19 protein-coding genes are annotated in these 20099 nt (G+C 56.3%); 17 read left to right on the top strand and 2 right to left on the bottom strand.

Annotated features, from left to right (window positions below; all coding sequences use genetic code 11):
- Genes mepA through BN2591_RS09750 form a run of 4 tightly spaced genes read left to right on the top strand, consistent with a single transcriptional unit; the run spans position 1 to position 2479 of the window.
- Positions 1-825 carry a penicillin-insensitive murein endopeptidase gene (gene mepA, locus BN2591_RS09735; RefSeq protein WP_086870991.1) on the top strand — a complete coding sequence of 275 codons (825 nt, stop codon included), beginning with the start codon at positions 1-3 and terminating at the stop codon, positions 823-825.
- The gene (locus tag BN2591_RS09740) at positions 825-1637 is read left to right on the top strand and encodes a sulfite exporter TauE/SafE family protein (RefSeq protein WP_086870993.1); all 813 of its coding nucleotides are present in this window, start codon (positions 825-827) and stop codon (positions 1635-1637) included. The genes mepA and BN2591_RS09740 overlap by 1 nt, the downstream gene beginning before the upstream one ends.
- Positions 1634-2173: an elongation factor P hydroxylase gene (locus tag BN2591_RS09745; protein ID WP_086870995.1), complete on the top strand. Its 540-nt coding sequence runs from the start codon at positions 1634-1636 to the stop codon at positions 2171-2173. Before BN2591_RS09740 ends, BN2591_RS09745 begins: the two co-directional genes overlap by 4 nt.
- A gap of 27 nt (positions 2174-2200) precedes the next feature.
- Positions 2201-2479 carry a YfcL family protein gene (locus tag BN2591_RS09750; protein ID WP_020454568.1) on the top strand — a complete coding sequence of 93 codons (279 nt, stop codon included), beginning with the start codon at positions 2201-2203 and terminating at the stop codon, positions 2477-2479.
- A 43-nt stretch (positions 2480-2522) separates the two neighbouring features.
- On the opposite strand, the gene mnmC is transcribed toward BN2591_RS09750, so the two are convergent.
- Complete coding sequence (gene mnmC, locus BN2591_RS09755) at positions 2523-4523, bottom strand: bifunctional tRNA (5-methylaminomethyl-2-thiouridine)(34)-methyltransferase MnmC2/FAD-dependent 5-carboxymethylaminomethyl-2-thiouridine(34) oxidoreductase MnmC1 (RefSeq protein WP_208616139.1); 2001 nt, start codon at positions 4521-4523, stop codon at positions 2523-2525.
- A 156-nt stretch (positions 4524-4679) separates the two neighbouring features.
- On the opposite strand from mnmC, the gene fabB reads away from it, so the two are divergent.
- The 3 genes from fabB to BN2591_RS09770 all read left to right on the top strand — a co-directional run bounded on the left by fabB (position 4680) and on the right by BN2591_RS09770 (position 8990).
- The gene (fabB, locus tag BN2591_RS09760; RefSeq protein WP_086871000.1) at positions 4680-5894 is read left to right on the top strand and encodes a beta-ketoacyl-ACP synthase I; all 1215 of its coding nucleotides are present in this window, start codon (positions 4680-4682) and stop codon (positions 5892-5894) included.
- Positions 5895-6257: 363 nt separating this feature from the next.
- Positions 6258-7439 (top strand): MFS transporter, encoded by a 1182-nt coding sequence (locus BN2591_RS09765; protein ID WP_086871002.1) that lies wholly within the window; start codon positions 6258-6260, stop codon positions 7437-7439.
- A 120-nt stretch (positions 7440-7559) separates the two neighbouring features.
- Positions 7560-8990 (top strand): 6-phospho-beta-glucosidase, encoded by a 1431-nt coding sequence (locus BN2591_RS09770; protein WP_086871004.1) that lies wholly within the window; start codon positions 7560-7562, stop codon positions 8988-8990.
- A gap of 31 nt (positions 8991-9021) precedes the next feature.
- Here the strand turns inward: BN2591_RS09770 and flk are convergent, their stop codons facing one another.
- Positions 9022-10029, bottom strand: coding sequence for a flagella biosynthesis regulator Flk (gene flk, locus BN2591_RS09775; RefSeq protein ID WP_208616140.1), 1008 nt, complete (start codon positions 10027-10029; stop codon positions 9022-9024).
- A gap of 111 nt (positions 10030-10140) precedes the next feature.
- Here flk and pdxB point away from each other — a divergent pair, with 111 nt between their 5' ends.
- The 10 genes from pdxB (at position 10141) to BN2591_RS09825 (ending at position 19970) form a co-directional block, all read left to right on the top strand.
- On the top strand, positions 10141-11277 hold the full coding sequence (pdxB, locus tag BN2591_RS09780; protein WP_086871008.1) for a 4-phosphoerythronate dehydrogenase PdxB: 1137 nt from the start codon (positions 10141-10143) through the stop codon (positions 11275-11277).
- Between the two features lie 64 nt (positions 11278-11341).
- A complete protein-coding gene (locus BN2591_RS09785) occupies positions 11342-12355 on the top strand; it encodes an aspartate-semialdehyde dehydrogenase (protein ID WP_086871010.1) in 1014 nt (337 codons plus the stop codon).
- Positions 12355-13167, top strand: a complete 813-nt coding sequence (gene truA / locus BN2591_RS09790; RefSeq protein WP_086871012.1) for a tRNA pseudouridine(38-40) synthase TruA — start codon at positions 12355-12357, stop codon at positions 13165-13167. Before BN2591_RS09785 ends, truA begins: the two co-directional genes overlap by 1 nt.
- A gap of 27 nt (positions 13168-13194) precedes the next feature.
- Complete coding sequence (locus tag BN2591_RS09795) at positions 13195-13854, top strand: DedA family protein (protein ID WP_086871014.1); 660 nt, start codon at positions 13195-13197, stop codon at positions 13852-13854.
- Between the two features lie 103 nt (positions 13855-13957).
- Complete coding sequence (gene accD / locus BN2591_RS09800; RefSeq protein WP_086871016.1) at positions 13958-14872, top strand: acetyl-CoA carboxylase, carboxyltransferase subunit beta; 915 nt, start codon at positions 13958-13960, stop codon at positions 14870-14872.
- A 70-nt stretch (positions 14873-14942) separates the two neighbouring features.
- Positions 14943-16214, top strand: coding sequence for a bifunctional tetrahydrofolate synthase/dihydrofolate synthase (folC, locus tag BN2591_RS09805; protein WP_086871018.1), 1272 nt, complete (start codon positions 14943-14945; stop codon positions 16212-16214).
- On the top strand, positions 16204-16899 hold the full coding sequence (gene dedD / locus BN2591_RS09810; RefSeq protein WP_086871020.1) for a cell division protein DedD: 696 nt from the start codon (positions 16204-16206) through the stop codon (positions 16897-16899). The genes folC and dedD overlap by 11 nt, the downstream gene beginning before the upstream one ends.
- Positions 16900-17109: 210 nt before the next feature.
- Positions 17110-17598 (top strand): colicin V production protein, encoded by a 489-nt coding sequence (cvpA, locus tag BN2591_RS09815; RefSeq protein ID WP_017458623.1) that lies wholly within the window; start codon positions 17110-17112, stop codon positions 17596-17598.
- 180 nt (positions 17599-17778) lie between these two features.
- Positions 17779-19296, top strand: coding sequence for an amidophosphoribosyltransferase (gene purF, locus BN2591_RS09820; RefSeq protein WP_017458622.1), 1518 nt, complete (start codon positions 17779-17781; stop codon positions 19294-19296).
- 92 nt (positions 19297-19388) lie between these two features.
- Positions 19389-19970, top strand: a complete 582-nt coding sequence (locus tag BN2591_RS09825) for a UbiX family flavin prenyltransferase (RefSeq protein ID WP_086871022.1) — start codon at positions 19389-19391, stop codon at positions 19968-19970.
- Positions 19971-20099 lie beyond the last annotated feature (129 nt).

Raw genomic sequence — 20099 nt, forward strand, 5'->3', positions numbered from 1 at the left:
ATGAAAAAAACGGCAATCGCCCTGTTTGCCCTGCTGGCGAGCGCAACTGCCATGGCGGCGACGCCATGGCAAAAACTGACCCATCCCGTCGCCGGTAGCCCGCAATCTATCGGCGCGTTTTCCAATGGTTGTATCGTTGGCGCGCATGAGCTGCCGCTACAATCGGATCACTACCAGGTAATGCGCACCGACCAACGGCGCTATTTCGGCCACCCGGATCTGGTGTTGTTCATTCAGCGCTTCAGCACGCAGGTGTACAACCTCGGGCTGGGTACGGTGCTGGTGGGCGATATGGGAATGCCAGCCGGTGGACGCTTTAACGGCGGTCACGCCAGCCACCAGTCGGGGCTGGATGTCGATATCTTCCTGCAGCTTCCGAAAACGCGCTGGAGCGCGGCGCAACTGCTGAAACCGCAGGCGCTGGATCTGGTTTCCCGCGATGGCAAACAGGTAGTGCCTGCGCTGTGGAAGCCGGAAATCAGCAGCATGATCAAGCTGGCGGCAGAGGATAACGATGTGACGCGTATCTTCGTGAACCCGGCAATCAAGCAGCAGCTTTGCCTTGATGCGGGTAGCGATCGTGACTGGCTGCGCAAAGTGCGCCCGTGGTTCCAGCATCGTGCGCATATGCATGTGCGCCTGCGCTGCCCGGCGGACAGCCTGGAGTGCCAGGATCAACCGCTGCCGCCGCCTGGCGATGGCTGCGGCGCGGAATTGCAAAGCTGGTTTGAACCGGCGAAGCCGGGTAGTTCAACGCCTGAGAAAAAGACGCCGCCGCCGTTGCCGCCGTCCTGTCAGGCTTTACTGGATGAACACGCACTCTGATGGAACTCTTTCAACAACTGTTTATGGTGTCACCGCTGCTGCTGGTGACGCTTTTTTTTGTCGCGCTGCTGGCCGGGTTTATTGACGCGCTGGCGGGTGGCGGTGGGCTGCTAACCGTTCCGGCGCTGATGGCGGCGGGTATGTCACCGGCGCAGGCGCTGGCGACCAACAAATTGCAGGCCTGCGGCGGTTCGCTGTCGTCATCGCTCTATTTTATTCGCCGCAAAGTGGTGAATCTCGCCGATCAGAAGCTCAATATTCTGATGACCTTCATCGGTTCGACCACCGGCGCGCTGCTGGTCCAGCATGTGCAATCCGATGTGCTGCGCCAGATCCTGCCAATTTTAGTTATCTGTATTGGCCTCTATTTCCTGCTGATGCCAGGGCTTGGCGAAGAGGATCGTCAGCGCCGCTTGTACGGCCTGCCTTTCGCGCTGGTTTCCGGCGGCTGTGTCGGTTTTTATGACGGTTTCTTTGGCCCGGGCGCAGGCTCGTTTTACGCCCTGGCGTTTGTCACGCTTGCGGGTTTCAATCTGGCAAAATCGACCGCGCATGCCAAAGTGCTGAATGCCACCTCCAACGTCGGCGGGCTGCTGCTATTTATTATTGGCGGCAAAGTGGTGTGGGGTACCGGCTTTGTTATGCTGGCCGGGCAATTTCTCGGCGCGCGCATGGGCTCGCGTCTGGTGCTCAGCAAAGGGCAAAAGCTCATTCGTCCGATGATTGTGATTGTCTCGGCGGTGATGAGCGCAAAACTTCTCTATGACAGTCACGGGCAGGAGATCCTCCAGTATCTGGGGGTGAATGTATGACGCATCACTATCAACAATTAATTGATATTTTCGACGGCTGTTTTGCCGACGATTTTAATACCCGTCTGATTAAAGGCGACGACGAACCGATCTATCTTCCTGCTGATGCGGATGCACCTTATAACCGCATTGTCTTTGCCCACGGCTTTTATGCCAGCGCGTTACACGAAATTTCGCACTGGTGCATTGCGGGAGCAGAACGGCGCAAGCTGGTCGATTTTGGTTACTGGTACTGCCCGGACGGACGCGATGCGGCGACGCAGGGGAAATTCGAAGATGTTGAAGTCAAACCGCAGGCGTTTGACTGGTTGTTCTGCGTGGCGGCGGGTTTTCCGTTTAATGTCAGCTGCGACAATCTGGAAGGCGATTTCGAACCCGATCGCATCGTGTTCCAGCGCCGTGTGCATGCACAGGTGATGACGTATCTGGAGCAGGGCATTCCTGCACGTCCGGCGCGTTTTATTAAAGCATTACAAGATTATTACCAGACGCCGCCCTTAGCGGCAGCACAGTTCCCGTGGCCGGAAGATCTGTAAGGCCATATTTTCGAGAGAGGAAGAGAGATGATCGCGGAGTTTGAATCACGCATTCTGGCGTTAATAGATAACATGGTGGACCACGCCAGTGATGATGAGCTGTTCGCGGGCGGTTATCTGCGCGGCCACCTGACGCTGGCGGTGGCGGAGCTGGAGAGCGGCGATGACCATGCGCCGGAAACCCTGTACGGAAAAGTGACCACCAGTGTGCAAACCGCTATTCAGGCGGGAGAACTATCGCCGCGCGATCAGGCGCTGGTGCTCGGCATGTGGGAAAACCTCTATCAGCAGGCGAAAGCGCACTAAGCCGTCTTTTCCCTCTCCGCACAGGAGAGGGAAAATATTCATCTCATTTCACCGCTTTACCCTTCAATAACTTTCTGACCCATAAACGATTCGGGTTCATTGCCGCCAGTGTTTCACCGTCCAGCGGGATCGGTTCATTGCTCATTTGTGATGCCAGAATTTCTGCCGCCAGCGGCGCGCTGCACAACCCGCGTGAACCCAGCGCACCCAACATAAACAGACCGTCATAGACGGGGGCGCTTATAGCTGTTTCGCCGTGTTCTGCGAGTGTGGCATAGGCGTTAAGCGTTGCGTCGTAATCCGCTACGTTACCAACCATCGGCAGGTGATCGCGCGTAGCGCAGCGCACGCCGCAGCGTGCATCGCCCGCGCTGACATCCACCGTTTTAGCCCATGACGCCTGTGGGAAGCAGTCAAGCAACCGCTGGCGGTTCTGCTGCTGATCGGCTTCGCTGTAGGCGGTTTCCTGCTGACCGCGATGATAACTTGCGCCAATACAGTGCTGCTGATTGTGCGGGTTTTGCGGTGTGAGATAGCCGTCATAACACAGCACCTGGCGCAACGGGCTGAGCTCAGGCGTGGTGGGAATATGGCTGACCTGGCCTGCCACCGGATACACCGGTAGCTTTTCCGTTTGCGTAAAGTGGGGAAGGCGATGGCCGTTGGCCAGCACCACGGCGGCATGCTGGCGTAACTGGCCGCCTTTGATATGCAACTGCCAGTGATTATCTTCAGACGTTAATTGCTCGACATCATAACCATAGTGCACCTGTAAACCCTGTTCACAAGCCAGCGCGAGGGCGGCCGCCGTGAGCTGCGCCGGGCAGAGCCAGCCGCCAGCCGGGTAAGTGATGCCACCGCAGCCGGTTTCCACGCCGCAGAGCGCATCGGCCTCATTTGCCTCAACGCGCCTGGCGAGTTCCGGCGGCAGATCCAGCGTCAGCATTTGATCGATTTTGTGTTGGCTTTTTTCATCCCAGCCGAGTTGGGTCACGCCGCACCACTGATGGTCAAACTCGACAGGAAGCGCGTCGTACACGCGGCGGGCAAAGGTAAAGGCTGCCGGGAAGAAGCGTGCCAGCGCCGGATCGTGGGCGCTGAGCAAAGGATAGAGTGCGCCCTGGCGGTTACCGGATGCGCCTTCGGCAGGGGCGTCATCGGCGCAATACAGTGTGACCTGCCAGCCGCGACGCAGCAACGCCAGTGATAACAGCGCGCTGGCGACACCGCCGCCAATTAACGCCACCTCGCGCTCCTCTGTGCCGCTGCGGGCAAACCATGGCGCGCGAACCGCTGGCGCTCGCGGGTTTTCCATCACCCCGGTGAGCATTTCGCGTTTGCGGCCAAAACCTTTGCTTTTGTGCATGGTAAACCCCGCTTCCTGCAGACCGCGCCGGACGAAACCCGCCGAGGTAAAGGTCGCCAGCGTACCGCCTGGCCTTGCAAGGCGCGCCATTGCCTGAAACAGATTGGGTGTCCACATGTCCGGGTTTTTGGCAGGCGCAAACCCATCAAGAAACCAGGCGTCCACGCTCTGGTTGAGCGAATCATCCAGCGTATCGGTCAGTTCATTGATGTCGCCGAACCATAAATCGAGCGTCACACGACCGCCGTCCAGCAACAGGCGGTGGCAGCCGGCAAAAGGCAGTGGCCACTGCGCTTGCAGCTGTTCTGCCCAGCTTGCCAGTTCCGGCCAGTGGGCATGCGCTTTGCGCAGATCGCCCTGGGTGAGCGGAAATTTTTCAAAACTGATGAAATGTAATCTTTCCAGGGTAGCGTCGGGGTTAACTGCGCGAAAGGCCGTAAACGCCTGCCAGAGGGTTAGGAAGTTCAGACCGGTGCCGAAACCGCTCTCCGCAACCACAAACAGCGGGCGCGGGTGATCCAAAAAACGCTGTTCAAGACGGTTGCCGCCGAGAAAAACATAACGTGTCTCTTCCAGTCCGTTATCATTAGAGAAGTAGACATCGTCAAAATCTCGGGAAACAGGTGTACCCTCAGCGTTGAATTCCAGGTTGGCGGATTGTATAGCGGTTTGTTTCACGTAAGTTACTCGTCCATCAAGCAGTGCCACGATCTTAACGGGGGACAAAGAAAGGCGCAAATTTCCTCAGAAATTGTCTGATCGGACTTGTTCGGCGTACAAGTGTACGCTATCTTGCGACTCGAAACTTAATTAGTGCGACTTTAGGGGTATTGAATGAAACGTGCAGTGATTACTGGCCTGGGCATCGTTTCCAGCATTGGTAACAACCAGCAGGAAGTCCTGGCATCCCTGCGTGAAGGACGCTCAGGGATCACATTCTCTCAGGAATTTAAAGATTCCGGCATGCGCAGCCACGTATGGGGTAACGTTAAACTGGACACCACTGGTTTGATTGACCGTAAAGTGGTTCGTTTCATGAACGATGCCTCTATCTATTCCTATCTCTCCATGCAGCAGGCGATTGAAGATGCTGGCCTGAAAGACGAGGTTTATCAGAACAACCCGCGCGTGGGCCTGATCGCAGGTTCTGGCGGTTCGTCTAAATCTCAGGTTTTCGGTGCTGATGCAATGCGCAGCCCGCGTGGTCTGAAAGCGGTTGGCCCGTATGTGGTCACCAAAGCGATGGCGTCTGCGGTTTCCGCGTGCCTTGCAACACCGTTTAAAATTCACGGCGTGAACTACTCGATCAGCTCCGCGTGTGCGACTTCCGCCCACTGTATCGGTAACGCCGTAGAGCAGATCCAACTAGGTAAACAGGACATCGTTTTTGCCGGCGGCGGCGAAGAGCTGTGCTGGGAAATGGCTTGCGAGTTCGACGCCATGGGCGCGCTCTCGACCAAATACAACGACACGCCGGAAAAAGCGTCCCGTACTTACGATAAAAACCGTGACGGTTTCGTTATCGCAGGCGGCGGCGGTATGGTGGTTGTTGAAGAGCTGGAGCACGCACTGGCGCGCGGCGCGCACATTTATGCGGAAATCGTTGGCTACGGCGCGACCTCCGATGGTGCAGACATGGTAGCGCCGTCAGGCGAAGGCGCAGTGCGCTGCATGAAGATGGCGATGCACGGTGTTGATACCCCGATCGACTATCTGAACTCCCACGGCACTTCCACGCCGGTCGGCGATGTGAAAGAACTGGGTGCCATCCGCGAAGTGTTTGGCAACAACAGCCCGGCGATTTCCGCGACCAAAGCGATGACTGGTCACTCTCTGGGTGCCGCAGGCGTTCAGGAAGCGATCTACTCTCTGCTGATGCTGGAGCACGGCTTTATCGCCCCGAGCATTAACGTGGAAGAACTCGATGAGCAGGCTGAAGGTCTGAACATCGTCACTAAACCGATGGATGCGACATTAACTACCGTGATGTCTAACAGCTTCGGTTTTGGCGGCACGAACGCCACGCTGGTGATGCGCAAACTGAAATAAGTTTGTCTTACCGCGAGAAGGGGAGCCTGAGGCTCCCTTTTTTATTGCCAGCTTAAACCCCTCGCCTGCGGGTACAGCAACGGGTTTTGATTGCCTTTCAATTTCCATCTTACTGAACGGGCAGAGGCTGTTTTTTTAAGGTTTCTGGCATGCGCTCAGGCGACGAAAACCATTCCGCTTTTATTCCGGGGACTTTTACGCGTTGACAACCCGCTATGTTGAAAGGCAAACTCCACCCGCAACATTATCCCTGCGATAATGCGTAAGCGTTTAACGTTAACCAACGCGCCTTAATCCTGAAACTCAGGTAGAGGGGGCGTGGTACTTCCAAATCCCGCCTTACTCTGCGTTATGGAGTAATGCATGTCTGCAGAATCACAATCTGTTCGTTCTTCTTCAGCAAATGTCTCGCTGTTTCGCATCGCTTTCGCGGTGTTTCTCACCTATATGACCGTTGGGCTACCGCTACCGGTGATCCCGCTGTTTGTTCATCAGCAGCTCGGCTACGGCAACACGATGGTCGGTATCGCGGTCGGAATTCAGTTTCTTGCGACTGTCTTAACGCGCGGCTACGCCGGGCGGCTGGCGGATCAGTTCGGCGCTAAACGCTCGGCGTTGCAGGGGATGTTTGCCTGTGCGTTAGCCGGTGTGGCATGGCTTTTGGCCGCGTTACTACCGGTTGAACCGATAGCGAAATTTGCGCTACTGGTGGTAGGGCGTTTAATTCTCGGGTTTGGTGAAAGCCAGTTACTGACCGGAACGCTGACCTGGGGCATGGGGCTGGTTGGTCCGGCGCGTTCCGGCAAAGTGATGTCATGGAACGGGATGGCGATTTATGGTGCGCTGGCGGCCGGTGCGCCGCTGGGGTTATTGATCCACAGCCAGTTTGGTTTTGCTGCGCTTGCCGCGACCACTATCGCGTTACCGTTTGTTGCCTGGGCGTTTAACGGCAGCGTGCGCAAAGTACCGGCACATCCTGGTGAGCGTCCGTCGCTGTGGAGTGTGGTTGGGCTTATCTGGCAGCCGGGGCTTGGGCTGGCGTTACAGGGCGTCGGCTTTGCGGTAATCGGCACTTTTGTTTCGCTCTATTTCGCCAGTAACAGCTGGCCGATGGCGGGCTTTACCTTGACCGCCTTTGGCGGTGCATTTGTGTTGATGCGTATTCTGTTTGGCTGGATGCCGGACCGTTTTGGCGGCGTGCGGGTAGCGATAGCCTCGCTGATAGTTGAAACCATCGGTCTGTTGCTACTGTGGCAGGCGCACGAGGCATGGACGGCGCTACTTGGCGCGGCGCTAACCGGTTGCGGTTGTTCACTGATCTTCCCGGCGCTCGGTGTGGAAGTGGTAAAACGCGTGCCGCCGCAGGTGCGCGGTACGGCGCTTGGCGGTTATGCGGCGTTTCAGGATATCTCGTATGCCTTTACCGGCCCGCTGACCGGCCTGCTGGCAACCTCGCTCGGCTACCCGTCGGTGTTTCTCGCCGGAGCTATTTCGGCGGTGACCGGGATTATCGTGACGTTAATCGCTTTCCGCTCACGTAAATAGCGCAGAAAACCGCAGCAATAAAACTCTTTGCAACCGGTTTCACAAAACAAGCCCGCGATGATGTCATGTCCTCGCGGGCTTGTTTATCCTTTGTTCACCATTGAGCGAAAGGAGAGAGATATGCCTGGGTTTAAAGCGGATTTTTTATGGGGTGGCGCTGTTGCCGCGCATCAGCTGGAAGGCGGCTGGCAGGAGGGCGGTAAAGGCGTAAGTGTTGCCGATGTGATGACCGCCGGCGCGCACGGCGTACCGCGTGAAATTACCGACGGCGTGCTGCCCGGTAAAAATTATCCCAACCATGATGCCATCGATTTTTACCATCGCTACAAAGACGACATTAAGCTGTTTGCCGAGCTGGGTTTTAAATGTTTTCGCACCTCCATTGCCTGGACGCGTATTTTCCCGAAAGGCGACGAGCTGGAGCCAAACGAAGCCGGGCTGCAATTCTATGACGATCTGTTCGACGAATGCCTGAAGTACAACATTGAGCCGGTGATCACCCTTTCCCATTTCGAAATGCCTTATCACCTCGTCACCGAATATGGCGGCTGGCGCAACCGTAAACTCATTGACTTCTTTGTCCGCTTCGCCAATGCCGTTTTCACCCGCTACCGCAGCAAGGTGAAATACTGGATGACGTTTAACGAAATCAATAATCAGGCCAACTACCACGAAGATTTCGCGCCGTTTACGAACTCCGGCGTGAAGTACCAACCCGGCGAAGATCGCGAAGTGGTTATGTATCAGGCGGCGCACTATGAGCTGGTGGCGAGTGCGCTGGCGGTAGAAGCCGGACATAAAATCAACCCGGACTTCAAAATTGGCTGCATGATCGCCATGTGTCCAATCTACCCGTTAACCTGTGCGCCGGACGACATGATGATGTCGGTGGTGGCGATGCATCGCCGCTACTGGTTTACCGATGTGCATGTGCGTGGTTATTACCCGCAGCATCTGCTCAACTACTTCGCTCGCCGCGGTTTCAAACTCGACATTACCGACGAGGATTTGCAGCACCTCACGCGCGGCCGCGTCGACTATATCGGCTTCAGTTACTACATGTCCTTCGTCACCAAAGCGAAAGAGGACAACCCGCAACTGGATTACGACGAAACCAAAAGCCTGGTGCCGAACCCGTATGTCAAAGCGTCAGACTGGGGCTGGCAAATCGACCCGGTGGGTCTGCGTTACTCCCTGAATTACTTTTACGACATGTATCAGTTGCCGCTGTTTGTTGTGGAAAATGGTTTTGGCGCGATTGATAAGCCTGAAAGTGACGGTGTGGTCAATGACCAGTACCGCATTGACTATATGCGTGACCATATCCGCGAGATGAAAAAAGCGGTAGTGGAAGATGGCGTTGATTTAATGGGCTACACACCGTGGGGTTGCATCGATCTGGTTTCGGCGGGCACCGGCGAAATGAAGAAACGTTACGGCTTAATCTACGTCGATAAAGACAATGACGGCAACGGCACGCTGGCGCGCAGCCGCAAGAAATCGTTCTGGTGGTATCAGGACGTGATCAAACACAACGGTGACAAACTGTAAAAGCGAATCCCCTCCAGCGGAGGGGATTGTTTTAACTGAGTAGCCAGAAAAGAAACGCCACGATCAGCAGGGCGATAAAGAAGAAACCTGGACGGGTGGAAATCGCTTTTACCGTCTCGACAATTGGTGCCACAAACGGGCTGTAAATCGGCTGGATATCGCGCACTTCAATCATTCCCGACGCCCGTTCGGTGCGGCGTAAGAACACATGATTCAGAATATCCTGCACCTGGGCGGTGGTTAACACCGTCTGCGGCGTCGCTTGCCATGTCTGCTGCGCGTACTCGGTGATGCTGCGCATCTCGTTGTTATCCAGCGGCTGCTTCAGCACCGTCTGGATAACATGCAGCGTTGGCGCGGGATGCGTGCTCAATGTCTGACGCGCCTGTAGCCACGTCATCAGCGGCGTAAAATGTTTCGCCGGGATCAGCTCGCCGCTTTTCACGCCGGAGAGTTCCAGCATCGATTGCCAGATAAGTTTGCCGGATTCGCCGGTGGCCGCCGTCAGTTTGATAACCGCCTGGTTGAGCGAGTTATGCTCTGCGGGCAGCAGCGGGCGCTCGGTGGAAGGGCGCTGTTGCGGCTGCGGAATGGTTATCTGGTTGTTTTGCAGCATCGTCAGCACCGTTTTCAACTGCTGCGGTGTTAGCTGGCTGAGCGCTGTCTGCCCGAACTGCTGGCGAATAAAATCACTCACCGCCTGGCGATTATTCCCCTGGCTTAACAGCTCCGTCAGCTGTGACACCATCTGGCGAGTGGTGTGGTTTTGCGTGGCCGTTTCTACGCGCTGGTTGAGATTTTGTTCCGCCGCCGGAAAATGGCGGGAAAGCAGCGGCGTATCGCTCTTCAGCCCTAAATCATGCTTAACGCCCGCCCAGACTTCCGCGCTCTGCTGTTGGGTCAGCGCAATCAGGCGAATAACCAGACGCTCAAGCACGGTGCGCTGCATCGTTGATAACGGTTGCTCGCCGATAGTATTGGCGGTCTGAGCTGGCTCTTGCCCGGGAGGGCGCGCGGGGGCACCCTGAATGGGTTGAATCATGGTTTCCTCTTACTCTCGCGTGGCGGTGGCGGCATTGCGGGTATGCCCGGCCGCGAGATTATGGCACACTTGCGCGCTCAACTCCCGTTCTCAAACAGGTACTGAAGCGTGAAAATCCTTGTTGATGAAAATATGCCGTATGCCCGCGATCTTTTTAGTCGCCTTGGTGAGGTAAAAGCGGTTCCCGGTCGCCCGATTCCCGTGGCGGAACTGGCCGATGCGGACGCCTTAATGGTGCGCTCTGTCACGAAGGTGAATGAGGGTTTATTACAGGGCACGGGGATCAAATTTGTCGGCACGGCGACAGCAGGCACCGACCATGTTGATGAGGCGTTTTTGCGCCAGGCGGGCATTGCTTTTTCCGCCGCACCTGGCTGCAACGCGATTGCGGTCGTCGAATATGTGTTCTCCTCGCTGCTGATGCTGGCGGAGCGTGACGGCTTTGCATTGCAGGATCGCACCGTCGGTATCGTGGGTGTCGGTAACGTGGGGGGGCGCTTACAGGCGCGACTGGAAGCATTCGGTGTTCGTACATTGTTGTGCGATCCGCCGCGCGCCGATCGTGGCGATGACGGGGATTTCCGCAGCCTGGATGAACTGGTGCGTGAAGCCGATGTGCTGACATTCCATACGCCGCTGTTTAAAGACGGGCCGTATAAAACGCTGCACCTGGCGGATGATGCGCTGCTTTCGCGCCTGAAGCCTGGCACTATTCTGATAAATGCCTGTCGTGGGCCGGTAGTCGATAACGCCGCACTGCTGCAACGTTTGCAGGCCGGACAAGCGCTGAGTGTGGTGCTGGATGTCTGGGAGCCGGAGCCGGACCTGAATGTCGATTTGCTTAACCTCGTCGATATCGGGACGGCGCATATCGCCGGTTACACGCTGGAAGGCAAAGCGCGCGGCACTACGCAGGTATTTGAAGCCTTTAGCGATTTTCTCGGCAAGCGTCAGCAAGTGGCGCTGGACACGCTGCTGCCCGCGCCGGAGTTCGGTCGCATCACACTGCATGGCGCGCTTGATCAGTCAACGCTAAAAAGGCTGGTGCATTTGGTGTATGATGTGCGCCGCGACGATGCGCTGCTGCGAAAAGTAGCGGGCACGCCGGGTGAATTTGATAAGCTGCGCAAAAATTATCTTGAGCGCCGCGAATGGTCATCGCTGTATGTGCAGTGCGATGACGCCAGCGCCGCCGCGCTGCTGCAAAAGCTTGGTTTCAACGCCACGCATAACCCGGCACGTTAATGTCATCTTAATGCTCCCTGCCGAATAGTGCGGCGGGGACGCTTTTTTCCTGGAGTAAATCACCATGTCTGAAGGCTGGAATATTGCCGTTCTCGGCGCCACGGGCGCTGTCGGAGAAGCCTTGCTCGAAACGTTAGCGGAGCGCCAGTTCCCGGTTGGCGAAGTGTATGCGCTGGCCAGCAGCGAAAGCGCCGGTGAAAACCTGCGTTTTGCCGGTAAAACTGTGCGTGTGGAAGATGCCGCCGGGTTTGACTGGACGCAGACGCAACTGGCCTTTTTCGTCGCGGGAGCGCAGGCGTCGGCGACCTATATTGAAGAGGCGACCAACGCCGGGTGCCTGGTGATCGACACCAGCGGTCTGTTTGCTCTGGAGCCGGATGTGCCGCTGGTGATGCCGGATGTTAACCCATTTGTACTGGCGGATTACCGTAATCGCAATATCATCGCCGTGCCGGACAGCCTCACCAGCCAGTTGCTGGCGGCGCTGAAACCGCTGATTGATGAAGGTGGTTTATCACGCGTCAGCGTAACGTGCTTGCTGTCCGCTTCCCGCAATGGCAAGCAAGCGGTGGACGCGCTGGCCGGGCAGAGCGCCAAGCTGCTAAACGGTATCCCGATTGACGACGATGACTATTTTGGCCGCCAGTTGGCGTTCAACATGCTGCCGCTGCTACCAGACAGCGAAGGCAGCGTGCGCGAAGAGCGGGTTCTCATCGATCAAATGCGCAAAATTTTGCAGGACGAAGGGCTGATGATCTCGGCGAATTTCGTACAGTCACCGGTGTTTTACGGCCACGCGCAGATGGTGAGCTTCGAAGCGATTCGTCCGCTGGCGGCGGAAGAGGCGCGCGACGCGTTCAGCCGCTTTGAAGATATCGCGCTCTCTGAAGCGGGGGATTTCCCGACGCAGGTCGGCGATGCCTCCGGCCAGACTCACCTTTCTGTCGGTTGCGTGCGTAACGATTATGGTATGCCGGAGCAGGTGCAGTTCTGGTCGGTTGCCGATAACGTGCGTTTTGGCGGTGCGCTGATGGCGGTGAAAGTCGCTGAAAAATTGGTTCAGGAGTATCTGTACTGATGCAGGACGAGCTGAAAGCGCCGGTCTACAAAATCGCGCTTGGCATTGAGTATGACGGCAGCAAGTATTACGGCTGGCAGCGTCAGCAGGAAGTGCGCAGCGTGCAGGAGAAGCTGGAGAAAGCGCTCTCGCAGGTGGCCAACGAGCCCATTAACGTGTTCTGCGCCGGGCGTACCGACGCAGGCGTACACGCGACCGGGCAGGTGGTGCATTTTGAAACCACGGCGCTGCGCAAAGACGCCGCCTGGACGCTGGGTGTAAATGCGAATTTGCCTGGTGACATCGCGGTACGTTGGGTCAAAGATGTCCCGGATGATTTTCATGCGCGTTTTAGCGCCACGGCTCGCCGTTACCGCTACGTCATCTACAATCATCGCTTACGCCCGGCGGTGCTCGGTCATGGTGTGACGCACTATCATCAGCCGCTGGACGCGGAGCGCATGCACCGTGCGGCGCAGTGCCTGCTTGGTGAAAACGACTTTACGTCGTTTCGCGCGGTGCAGTGCCAGTCGCGTACCCCGTGGCGCAACCTGATGCATATCAACGTCAGTCGTCACGGCGCTTATATTGTGGTTGATATCAAAGCCAATGCCTTTGTACATCATATGGTCAGGAATATTGTCGGTAGCCTGATGGAAGTAGGCGCCCACAACCAGCCGGAGAGCTGGATAGCAGAGTTGCTGGCGGTAAAGGACAGAACGCTGGCGGCAGCAACGGCGAAAGCGGAAGGGCTCTATCTGGTGTCGGTGGATTATCCCGCGCGCTTTGAGCTTCCCGCTGCGCCAATGGGCCCGCTGTTCCTGGCGGACTAGTCGCATTTTAAAAAGGCATAACCAGACATGGACTTAATTCACTTCCTTATTGATTTCATCCTGCATATTGATGTGCACCTGGCGGAGCTGGTAGCGCAATACGGCATCTGGGTTTACGCCATTCTGTTCCTGATCCTGTTTTGCGAAACCGGCCTGGTGGTCACCCCGTTTTTGCCGGGCGATTCGCTGCTGTTTGTCGCCGGTGCGCTGGCATCGCTTGGCACCAACGATTTGAATGTCCATATGATGGTGGTGCTGATGTTGATCGCCGCGATTGCGGGTGATGCGGTGAATTACACCATTGGACGTTTGTTTGGTGAGCGTTTATTCAGCAATCCGGATTCAAAGATTTTCCGTCGCAGCTATCTCGATAAAACGCATCAGTTTTATGAGAAGCACGGGGGGAAAACGATTATCCTGGCGCGTTTTGTCCCGATCGTGCGTACTTTTGCGCCTTTTGTCGCCGGCATGGGGCATATGTCCTATCGCCATTTCGCGCTGTTCAACGTGGCTGGCGCGCTGCTGTGGGTGTTACTGTTCACCTACGCAGGCTATTTCTTTGGCACCATTCCCGCTATTCAGGAGAATCTTAAGCTGCTGATTGTGGGAATTATCGTGGTGTCTATACTTCCCGGAGTGTTTGAAGTGATTCGTCATCGTCGCGCCGCGTCGCGACAGGCAAAATAAGAAGTCAGTGGCGGTTCGACCACTTTTTTATCCCAAGTTGCGAACCGTTATGTTTTAATGTGCACCATTTATGGGCTACCAGGTTCATGTATAAAGGTTATCAATGAGCTGGATTGAAAGAATTAAGAGCAACATTACCCCCACCCGTAAGGCGAGCATTCCTGAAGGCGTGTGGACAAAATGCGACAGCTGCGGCCAGGTGCTGTATCGCGCCGAGCTGGAGCGTAACCTTGAGGTCTGCCCGAAATGTGACCACCACATGCGGATGTCAGCGCGTAACCGCCTGCATAGCCTGCTGGATGAAGGTTCACTGGTAGAACTGGGTAGCGAACTTGAGCCGAAAGATGTGCTGAAGTTCCGCGACTCCAAAAAATACAAAGACCGTCTGGCGACAGCACAGAAGGAAACCGGCGAGAAAGACGCGCTGGTGGTGATGAAAGGCACGCTGCATGGCATGCCGGTTGTCGCGGCGGCGTTTGAGTTTTCCTTTATGGGCGGCTCCATGGGTTCGGTTGTCGGTGCGCGTTTTGTGCGCGCGGTCGAGCAGGCGCTGGAAGACAACTGCCCGCTGATCTGCTTCTCCGCTTCCGGCGGTGCGCGTATGCAGGAAGCGCTGATGTCCCTGATGCAGATGGCGAAAACCTCTGCGGCGCTGGCGAAAATGCAGGAGCGCGGTCTGCCGTATATCTCCGTGCTGACCGACCCGACCATGGGCGGCGTCTCCGCAAGCTTCGCGATGCTGGGCGATCTGAACATCGCTGAACCGAAGGCGTTGATTGGTTTTGCCGGTCCGCGCGTTATCGAGCAGACCGTGCGTGAAAAACTGCCGCCGGGCTTCCAGCGCAGCGAGTTCCTGATTGAAAAAGGCGCAATCGATATGATTATCCGCCGCCCGGAACTGCGCCTTAAACTGGCGCGTATTCTGGCGAAGCTGATGAATCTGCCGGCGCCGGAACCGGAAGCTACGCTGACGGGCACGGTGATGCCGTCACCGACCGATCAGGAAGGCGAAGCCTGATAATACCGAAGGGCAGAGCCAGCAGGCTCTGCCCTTTTGCTTTTCAAACCGTACATTATTAACGGGCACCATGGACACAAAACGCATTCCGCAAGCCACGTCGCCCCTGGCCGCGTGGCTTTCTTATCTGGAAAACCTGCACAGTAAAACCATCGATTTGGGCCTTGAGCGCGTAAGCCAGGTGGCGGCGCGTCTTGATGTGCTTCGTCCCGCGCCGTTTGTCTTTACCGTTGCCGGAACCAATGGCAAAGGCACAACCTGCCGCACACTGGAATCCATCCTGCTGGCTGCGGGTTACCGCGTCGGCGTTTACAGTTCGCCACATCTGGTGCGTTACACCGAACGCGTGCGCGTACAGGGTGATGAGCTGGCCGAAAGCGCGCATACTCACTCGTTTGCCGAAATTGAAGCTGTGCGTGGCGATATTTCACTAAGTTATTTTGAATACGGCACGCTGTCGGCGCTGTGGCTGTTTAAACAGGCGCAGCTCGATGTGGTGATTCTGGAAGTCGGCCTTGGTGGTCGCCTGGATGCGACCAATCTGGTCGATGCCGATGTCGCGGTTGTCACCAGCATTGCGCTTGATCATACCGACTGGCTGGGGCCGGATCGAGAAAGCATCGGCCGCGAAAAAGCGGGGATCTTTCGCGCCGGGAAACCGGCGGTGGTGGGCGAACCCGACATGCCACACACCATTGCCGACGTGGCGCAGGAAAAAGGCGCGCATCTGCTGCGTCGCGGCGTGGACTGGCAGTATGACGTGGGCGCTGATAGCTGGCGTTTTCGCGATGCGCAGGGTGAGTTAAACGGATTGCCGCTACCGCAGGTGCCGCAGCCGAATGCCGCGACGGCGTTGGCTGCACTGCGCGCCAGCAAACTGGCGGTAAGTGAGCAGGCTATCCGCGACGGCATCGCCGGGGCGATTTTACCCGGACGCTTCCAGATTGTGAGCGAGTCGCCGCGTCTTATCCTCGATGTCGCGCATAATCCTCACGCGGCAGGCTATCTTGCCGGGCGTCTTTCCGCGCAGCCGAAAACCGGGCGCGTGCTGGCGGTGATTGGCATGCTGCATGACAAAGACATCGCCGGAACGCTTGCCTGTCTGGAGCCGGTGGTCGATAGCTGGTATTGTGCCCCTCTGGAAGGGCCGCGCGGTGCGACAGCGGAACAACTGCTGGAACATCTGCAAACCGGCCATGCATGGCCGGATGTCGCGCAGGCCTGGCAGGCGGCAATGGCGGACGCCGACGCCTGCGATACCGTGCTGGTGTGTGGCTCGTTCCACACGGTGGCGCATGTCATGGAAGCGATGGAAAAAGCGGGGAGAACCGGTGGCAAGTAAGTTTCAGAACCGTTTGATGGGTACCATTGTGCTGGTCGCGCTCGGGGTGATTATTCTTCCCGGGCTGCTCGACGGGCAGAAAAAGCATTACCAGGATGAGTTTGCGGCTATTCCGCTGGTGCCGAAACCCGGCGATCGCGATGAGCCCGATATGATGCCTGCGGCAACGCAAGCGTTACCGGCGCAGCCGCCGGAAGGGGCTGCGGAGGAGGTGCGCGCCGGGAATGCGGCAGCGCCATCGCTGGATCCGTCGCGCCTGGCGGCGAACGGCAGCCCGGACCCGGAAGTGACCAGTCCGCCGGTAGAGCAGCCAAAGCCAAAACCGGTTGAGAAGCCGCAGCCAAAACCGCAGCCGCAGGCGCAACCACCAGCCGCGCGTGAGCAGCAGACAGCGACCAGCGACGCGCCGGCGAAAGCGCAGGAAGATAAATCCGCGCCGACCGGCAAAGCGTATGTGGTGCAACTGGGCGCGCTGAAAAATGCCGATAAAGTGAATGAAGTGGTGGGCAAATTGCGTGGCGCCGGATATCGCGTTTACACGTCGCCGACAACGCCGGTTCAGGGTAAAATTACCCGCATTCTGGTGGGACCGGATGCATCACGGGACAAGCTAAAAGATTCGCTCGGTGAGCTTAAACAGATTTCAGGCTTAAGCGGCGTCGTCATGAACTATAGCGCGAATTAATAGCTAAACCTTACCTCACTTTGTGATGTAAGAGGGCAGGGGAAGCCATTAATTAACACGCCCGAAGAGGCCAAAGTTCCGATGGCGTTGAATATTTTTTCAGCGCCATTTTTATTTCCGCGCGGGAAGGAAATCCCTACGCAAACGTTTTCTTTTTCTGTTAGAATGCGCCCCGAACTGGACGACAGGGCGTAAAATCGTGGGACACATATGGTCTGGATTGATTACGCCATCATTGCGGTGATTGGTTTTTCTTGTCTGGTAAGCCTGATCCGCGGCTTTGTTCGTGAAGCGTTATCGCTGGTGACATGGGGCTGTGCTTTCTTTGTTGCCAGTCATTACTACACTTACCTGTCTGTCTGGTTCACGGGCTTTGAAGATGAACTGGTGCGCAATGGCATCGCCATCGCGGTCCTGTTTATCGCGACGCTGATTGTTGGCGCTATCGTTAACTATGTGATCGGTGCGCTGGTGGAGAAAACCGGCCTGTCGGGTACTGACAGGGTGTTGGGGATCTGTTTTGGTGCGCTACGCGGCGTGCTGATCGTCGCCGCCATTCTGTTCTTTCTGGATACCTTTACAGGCCTGTCAAAAAGCGAAGACTGGCAGAAGTCGCAGCTTATCCCGCAATTCAGCTTCATTATCAGGTGGTTCTTTGACTATCTGCAAAGCTCGTCGAGTTTCTTGCCCAGGGTATAAACCCTGAGATGTGGCTTAGAGTTTGGTGTATTAGGCTATTTTACTCGCCATTTTGAACCTGGGCAGTGCTCACAATCCTCGCGTACTACGTGTACGCTCCGGTTGTTGCGCGCTGTCCGTGTTCAGACTGTCTTCGACAATTACGCCTACTAAACCAAACTCTTAACGAGGAAAAGACGTATGTGCGGTATTGTCGGTATCGCCGGTTTTATGCCGGTAAACCAGTCGATTTATGACGCGTTGACGGTGCTTCAGCACCGTGGGCAGGATGCTGCGGGCATCATCACTATTGATGCCAATAACTGTTTCCGTCTGCGTAAAGCGAACGGCATGGTGAGTGATGTATTTGAAGCCCGCCATATGCAGCGTATGCAGGGCAATATGGGTATTGGTCACGTACGTTATCCCACGGCGGGCAGCTCCAGCGCTTCAGAAGCGCAGCCTTTTTACGTTAACTCCCCGTACGGCATTACGCTTGCGCATAACGGCAATCTGACCAACGCGCACGAACTACGTAAAAAGCTGTTCGAAGAGAAGCGTCGCCACATAAACACCACTTCTGATTCTGAAATCCTGCTCAATATCTTTGCCAGCGAGCTGGATAACTTCCGCCACTATCCGCTGGAAGCAGACAACATTTTTGCCGCCATTGCCGCCACCAACCGCCAGATCCGCGGTGCGTACGCTTGTGTGGCGATGATCATCGGTCACGGCATGGTTGCGTTCCGCGACCCGAATGGCATTCGCCCGCTGGTACTGGGTAAGCGTGAGATTGGCGATGGCCGCACCGAATATATGGTCGCCTCTGAAAGCGTGGCGCTTGATACGCTGGGCTTCGAATTCCTGCGTGATATCGCGCCGGGCGAAGCGGTGTATATCACTGAAAAAGGCCAGTTGTTCAGCCGTCAGTGCGCGGACAACCCGGTCAGCAACCCGTGCCTGTTCGAGTACGTTTACTTTGCGCGCCCGGACTCGTTCATCGACAAAATTTCCGTCTACAGCGCGCGTGTCAACATGGGCACCAAGCTTGGCGAAAAAATTGCTCGCGAGTGGGAAGATCTGGATATCGACGTGGTGATTCCGATTCCGGAAACCTCCTGCGATATCGCACTGGAAATTGCCCGTATTCTCGGCAAACCATACCGCCAGGGTTTTGTGAAAAACCGTTATGTTGGCCGCACCTTTATCATGCCGGGCCAACAGTTGCGCCGTAAGTCTGTGCGCCGCAAACTGAACGCCAACCGCGCCGAGTTCCGCGATAAGAACGTGTTGCTGGTGGATGACTCTATCGTACGTGGCACCACTTCTGAGCAGATTATCGAGATGGCGCGTGAAGCGGGTGCGAAGAAGGTGTATCTCGCTTCTGCCGCCCCGGAAATTCGTTTCCCGAACGTCTATGGTATTGATATGCCAACGGCAAATGAGCTGATTGCGCACGGTCGTGAAGTGGACGAAATCCGCCAGATAATTGGTGCTGACGGGCTGATTTTCCAGGATCTTAACGATTTGATCGATGCGGTGCGCGCCGAGAACCCGGATATTCAGCAGTTTGAATGCTCAGTATTTAACGGTGTCTACGTCACCAAAGACGTCGATCAGCAGTACCTCGATTATCTCGACTCCCTGCGTAATGATGATGCCAAAGCGGTGCAGCTTCAGAACGAAGTGGAAAGTTTAGAGATGCATAACGAAGGTTGATCCTCCTGCGCCCCTCGCTCTGAGGGGCGCAATCTGTTGCAACGCCCTCTATAATCAGGCAAAGTTCGTGCGTGTAAAAAGGGGCAACAATCATGAAACGACTCATTGTGGGGATCTCTGGCGCCAGCGGTGCTATCTACGGCGTGCGCCTGCTACAGGTGCTGCGTGACGTGGCGGAAGTAGAAACCCATCTGGTCATGAGTCAGGCCGCCCGCCAGACCCTCTCTCTGGAAACCGACTACTCACTGCGCGATGTGCAGTCGCTGGCGAACGTGGTGCACGACGCACGCGATATCGCTGCCAGCATCTCTTCCGGTTCGTTTAAAACCACAGGCATGGTGATTTTGCCGTGCTCGATTAAAACCCTTTCCGGCATTGTGCACAGTTATACCGACAGTCTGCTGACGCGTGCGGCGGACGTGGTGCTCAAAGAGCGCAGACCGTTGGTGTTGTGCGTGCGTGAAACGCCGTTGCATCTTGGGCACCTGCGTTTGATGACGCAAGCGGCGGAACTAGGCGCGGTAATTATGCCGCCGGTTCCGGCGTTTTATCATCGCCCGCAAAGTTTGCAGGAGGTGGTTGATCAGACCGTCAACCGCGTGCTGGATCAGTTCGATATTGAATTACCGCACGACCTTTTTACCCGCTGGCAAGGGAGCGATGTCGCAAAATAGTGCGCGGCTTACCGTCATGCGCTTTTTTGGGGCAATTCTGCAAGCGCGATCATATCCTCAACATTTAATCCTCTTTTCGCTGCGTTAGCACTGCGGTTCGTTCAGCAGAGCTGCTATCTTTCATCATTA

This window comes from Kosakonia pseudosacchari, assembly GCF_900184035.1.
In the GTDB taxonomy this organism is placed as follows: domain Bacteria; phylum Pseudomonadota; class Gammaproteobacteria; order Enterobacterales; family Enterobacteriaceae; genus Kosakonia; species Kosakonia pseudosacchari.

Excerpts from the sequence above, each read along its gene's own strand:
- mepA (WP_086870991.1), top strand. The coding sequence starts at position 1 with ATGAAAAAAACGGCAATCGCCCTGTTTGCCCTGCTGGCGAGCGCAACT.
- BN2591_RS09740 (WP_086870993.1), top strand. The coding sequence starts at position 825 with ATGGAACTCTTTCAACAACTGTTTATGGTGTCACCGCTGCTGCTGGTG.
- BN2591_RS09745 (WP_086870995.1), top strand. The coding sequence starts at position 1,634 with ATGACGCATCACTATCAACAATTAATTGATATTTTCGACGGCTGTTTT.
- BN2591_RS09750 (WP_020454568.1), top strand. The coding sequence starts at position 2,201 with ATGATCGCGGAGTTTGAATCACGCATTCTGGCGTTAATAGATAACATG.
- fabB (WP_086871000.1), top strand. The coding sequence starts at position 4,680 with ATGAAACGTGCAGTGATTACTGGCCTGGGCATCGTTTCCAGCATTGGT.
- BN2591_RS09765 (WP_086871002.1), top strand. The coding sequence starts at position 6,258 with ATGTCTGCAGAATCACAATCTGTTCGTTCTTCTTCAGCAAATGTCTCG.
- BN2591_RS09770 (WP_086871004.1), top strand. The coding sequence starts at position 7,560 with ATGCCTGGGTTTAAAGCGGATTTTTTATGGGGTGGCGCTGTTGCCGCG.
- BN2591_RS09785 (WP_086871010.1), top strand. The coding sequence starts at position 11,342 with ATGTCTGAAGGCTGGAATATTGCCGTTCTCGGCGCCACGGGCGCTGTC.
- truA (WP_086871012.1), top strand. The coding sequence starts at position 12,355 with ATGCAGGACGAGCTGAAAGCGCCGGTCTACAAAATCGCGCTTGGCATT.
- BN2591_RS09795 (WP_086871014.1), top strand. The coding sequence starts at position 13,195 with ATGGACTTAATTCACTTCCTTATTGATTTCATCCTGCATATTGATGTG.
- accD (WP_086871016.1), top strand. The coding sequence starts at position 13,958 with ATGAGCTGGATTGAAAGAATTAAGAGCAACATTACCCCCACCCGTAAG.
- folC (WP_086871018.1), top strand. The coding sequence starts at position 14,943 with ATGGACACAAAACGCATTCCGCAAGCCACGTCGCCCCTGGCCGCGTGG.
- cvpA (WP_017458623.1), top strand. The coding sequence starts at position 17,110 with ATGGTCTGGATTGATTACGCCATCATTGCGGTGATTGGTTTTTCTTGT.
- purF (WP_017458622.1), top strand. The coding sequence starts at position 17,779 with ATGTGCGGTATTGTCGGTATCGCCGGTTTTATGCCGGTAAACCAGTCG.
- BN2591_RS09825 (WP_086871022.1), top strand. The coding sequence starts at position 19,389 with ATGAAACGACTCATTGTGGGGATCTCTGGCGCCAGCGGTGCTATCTAC.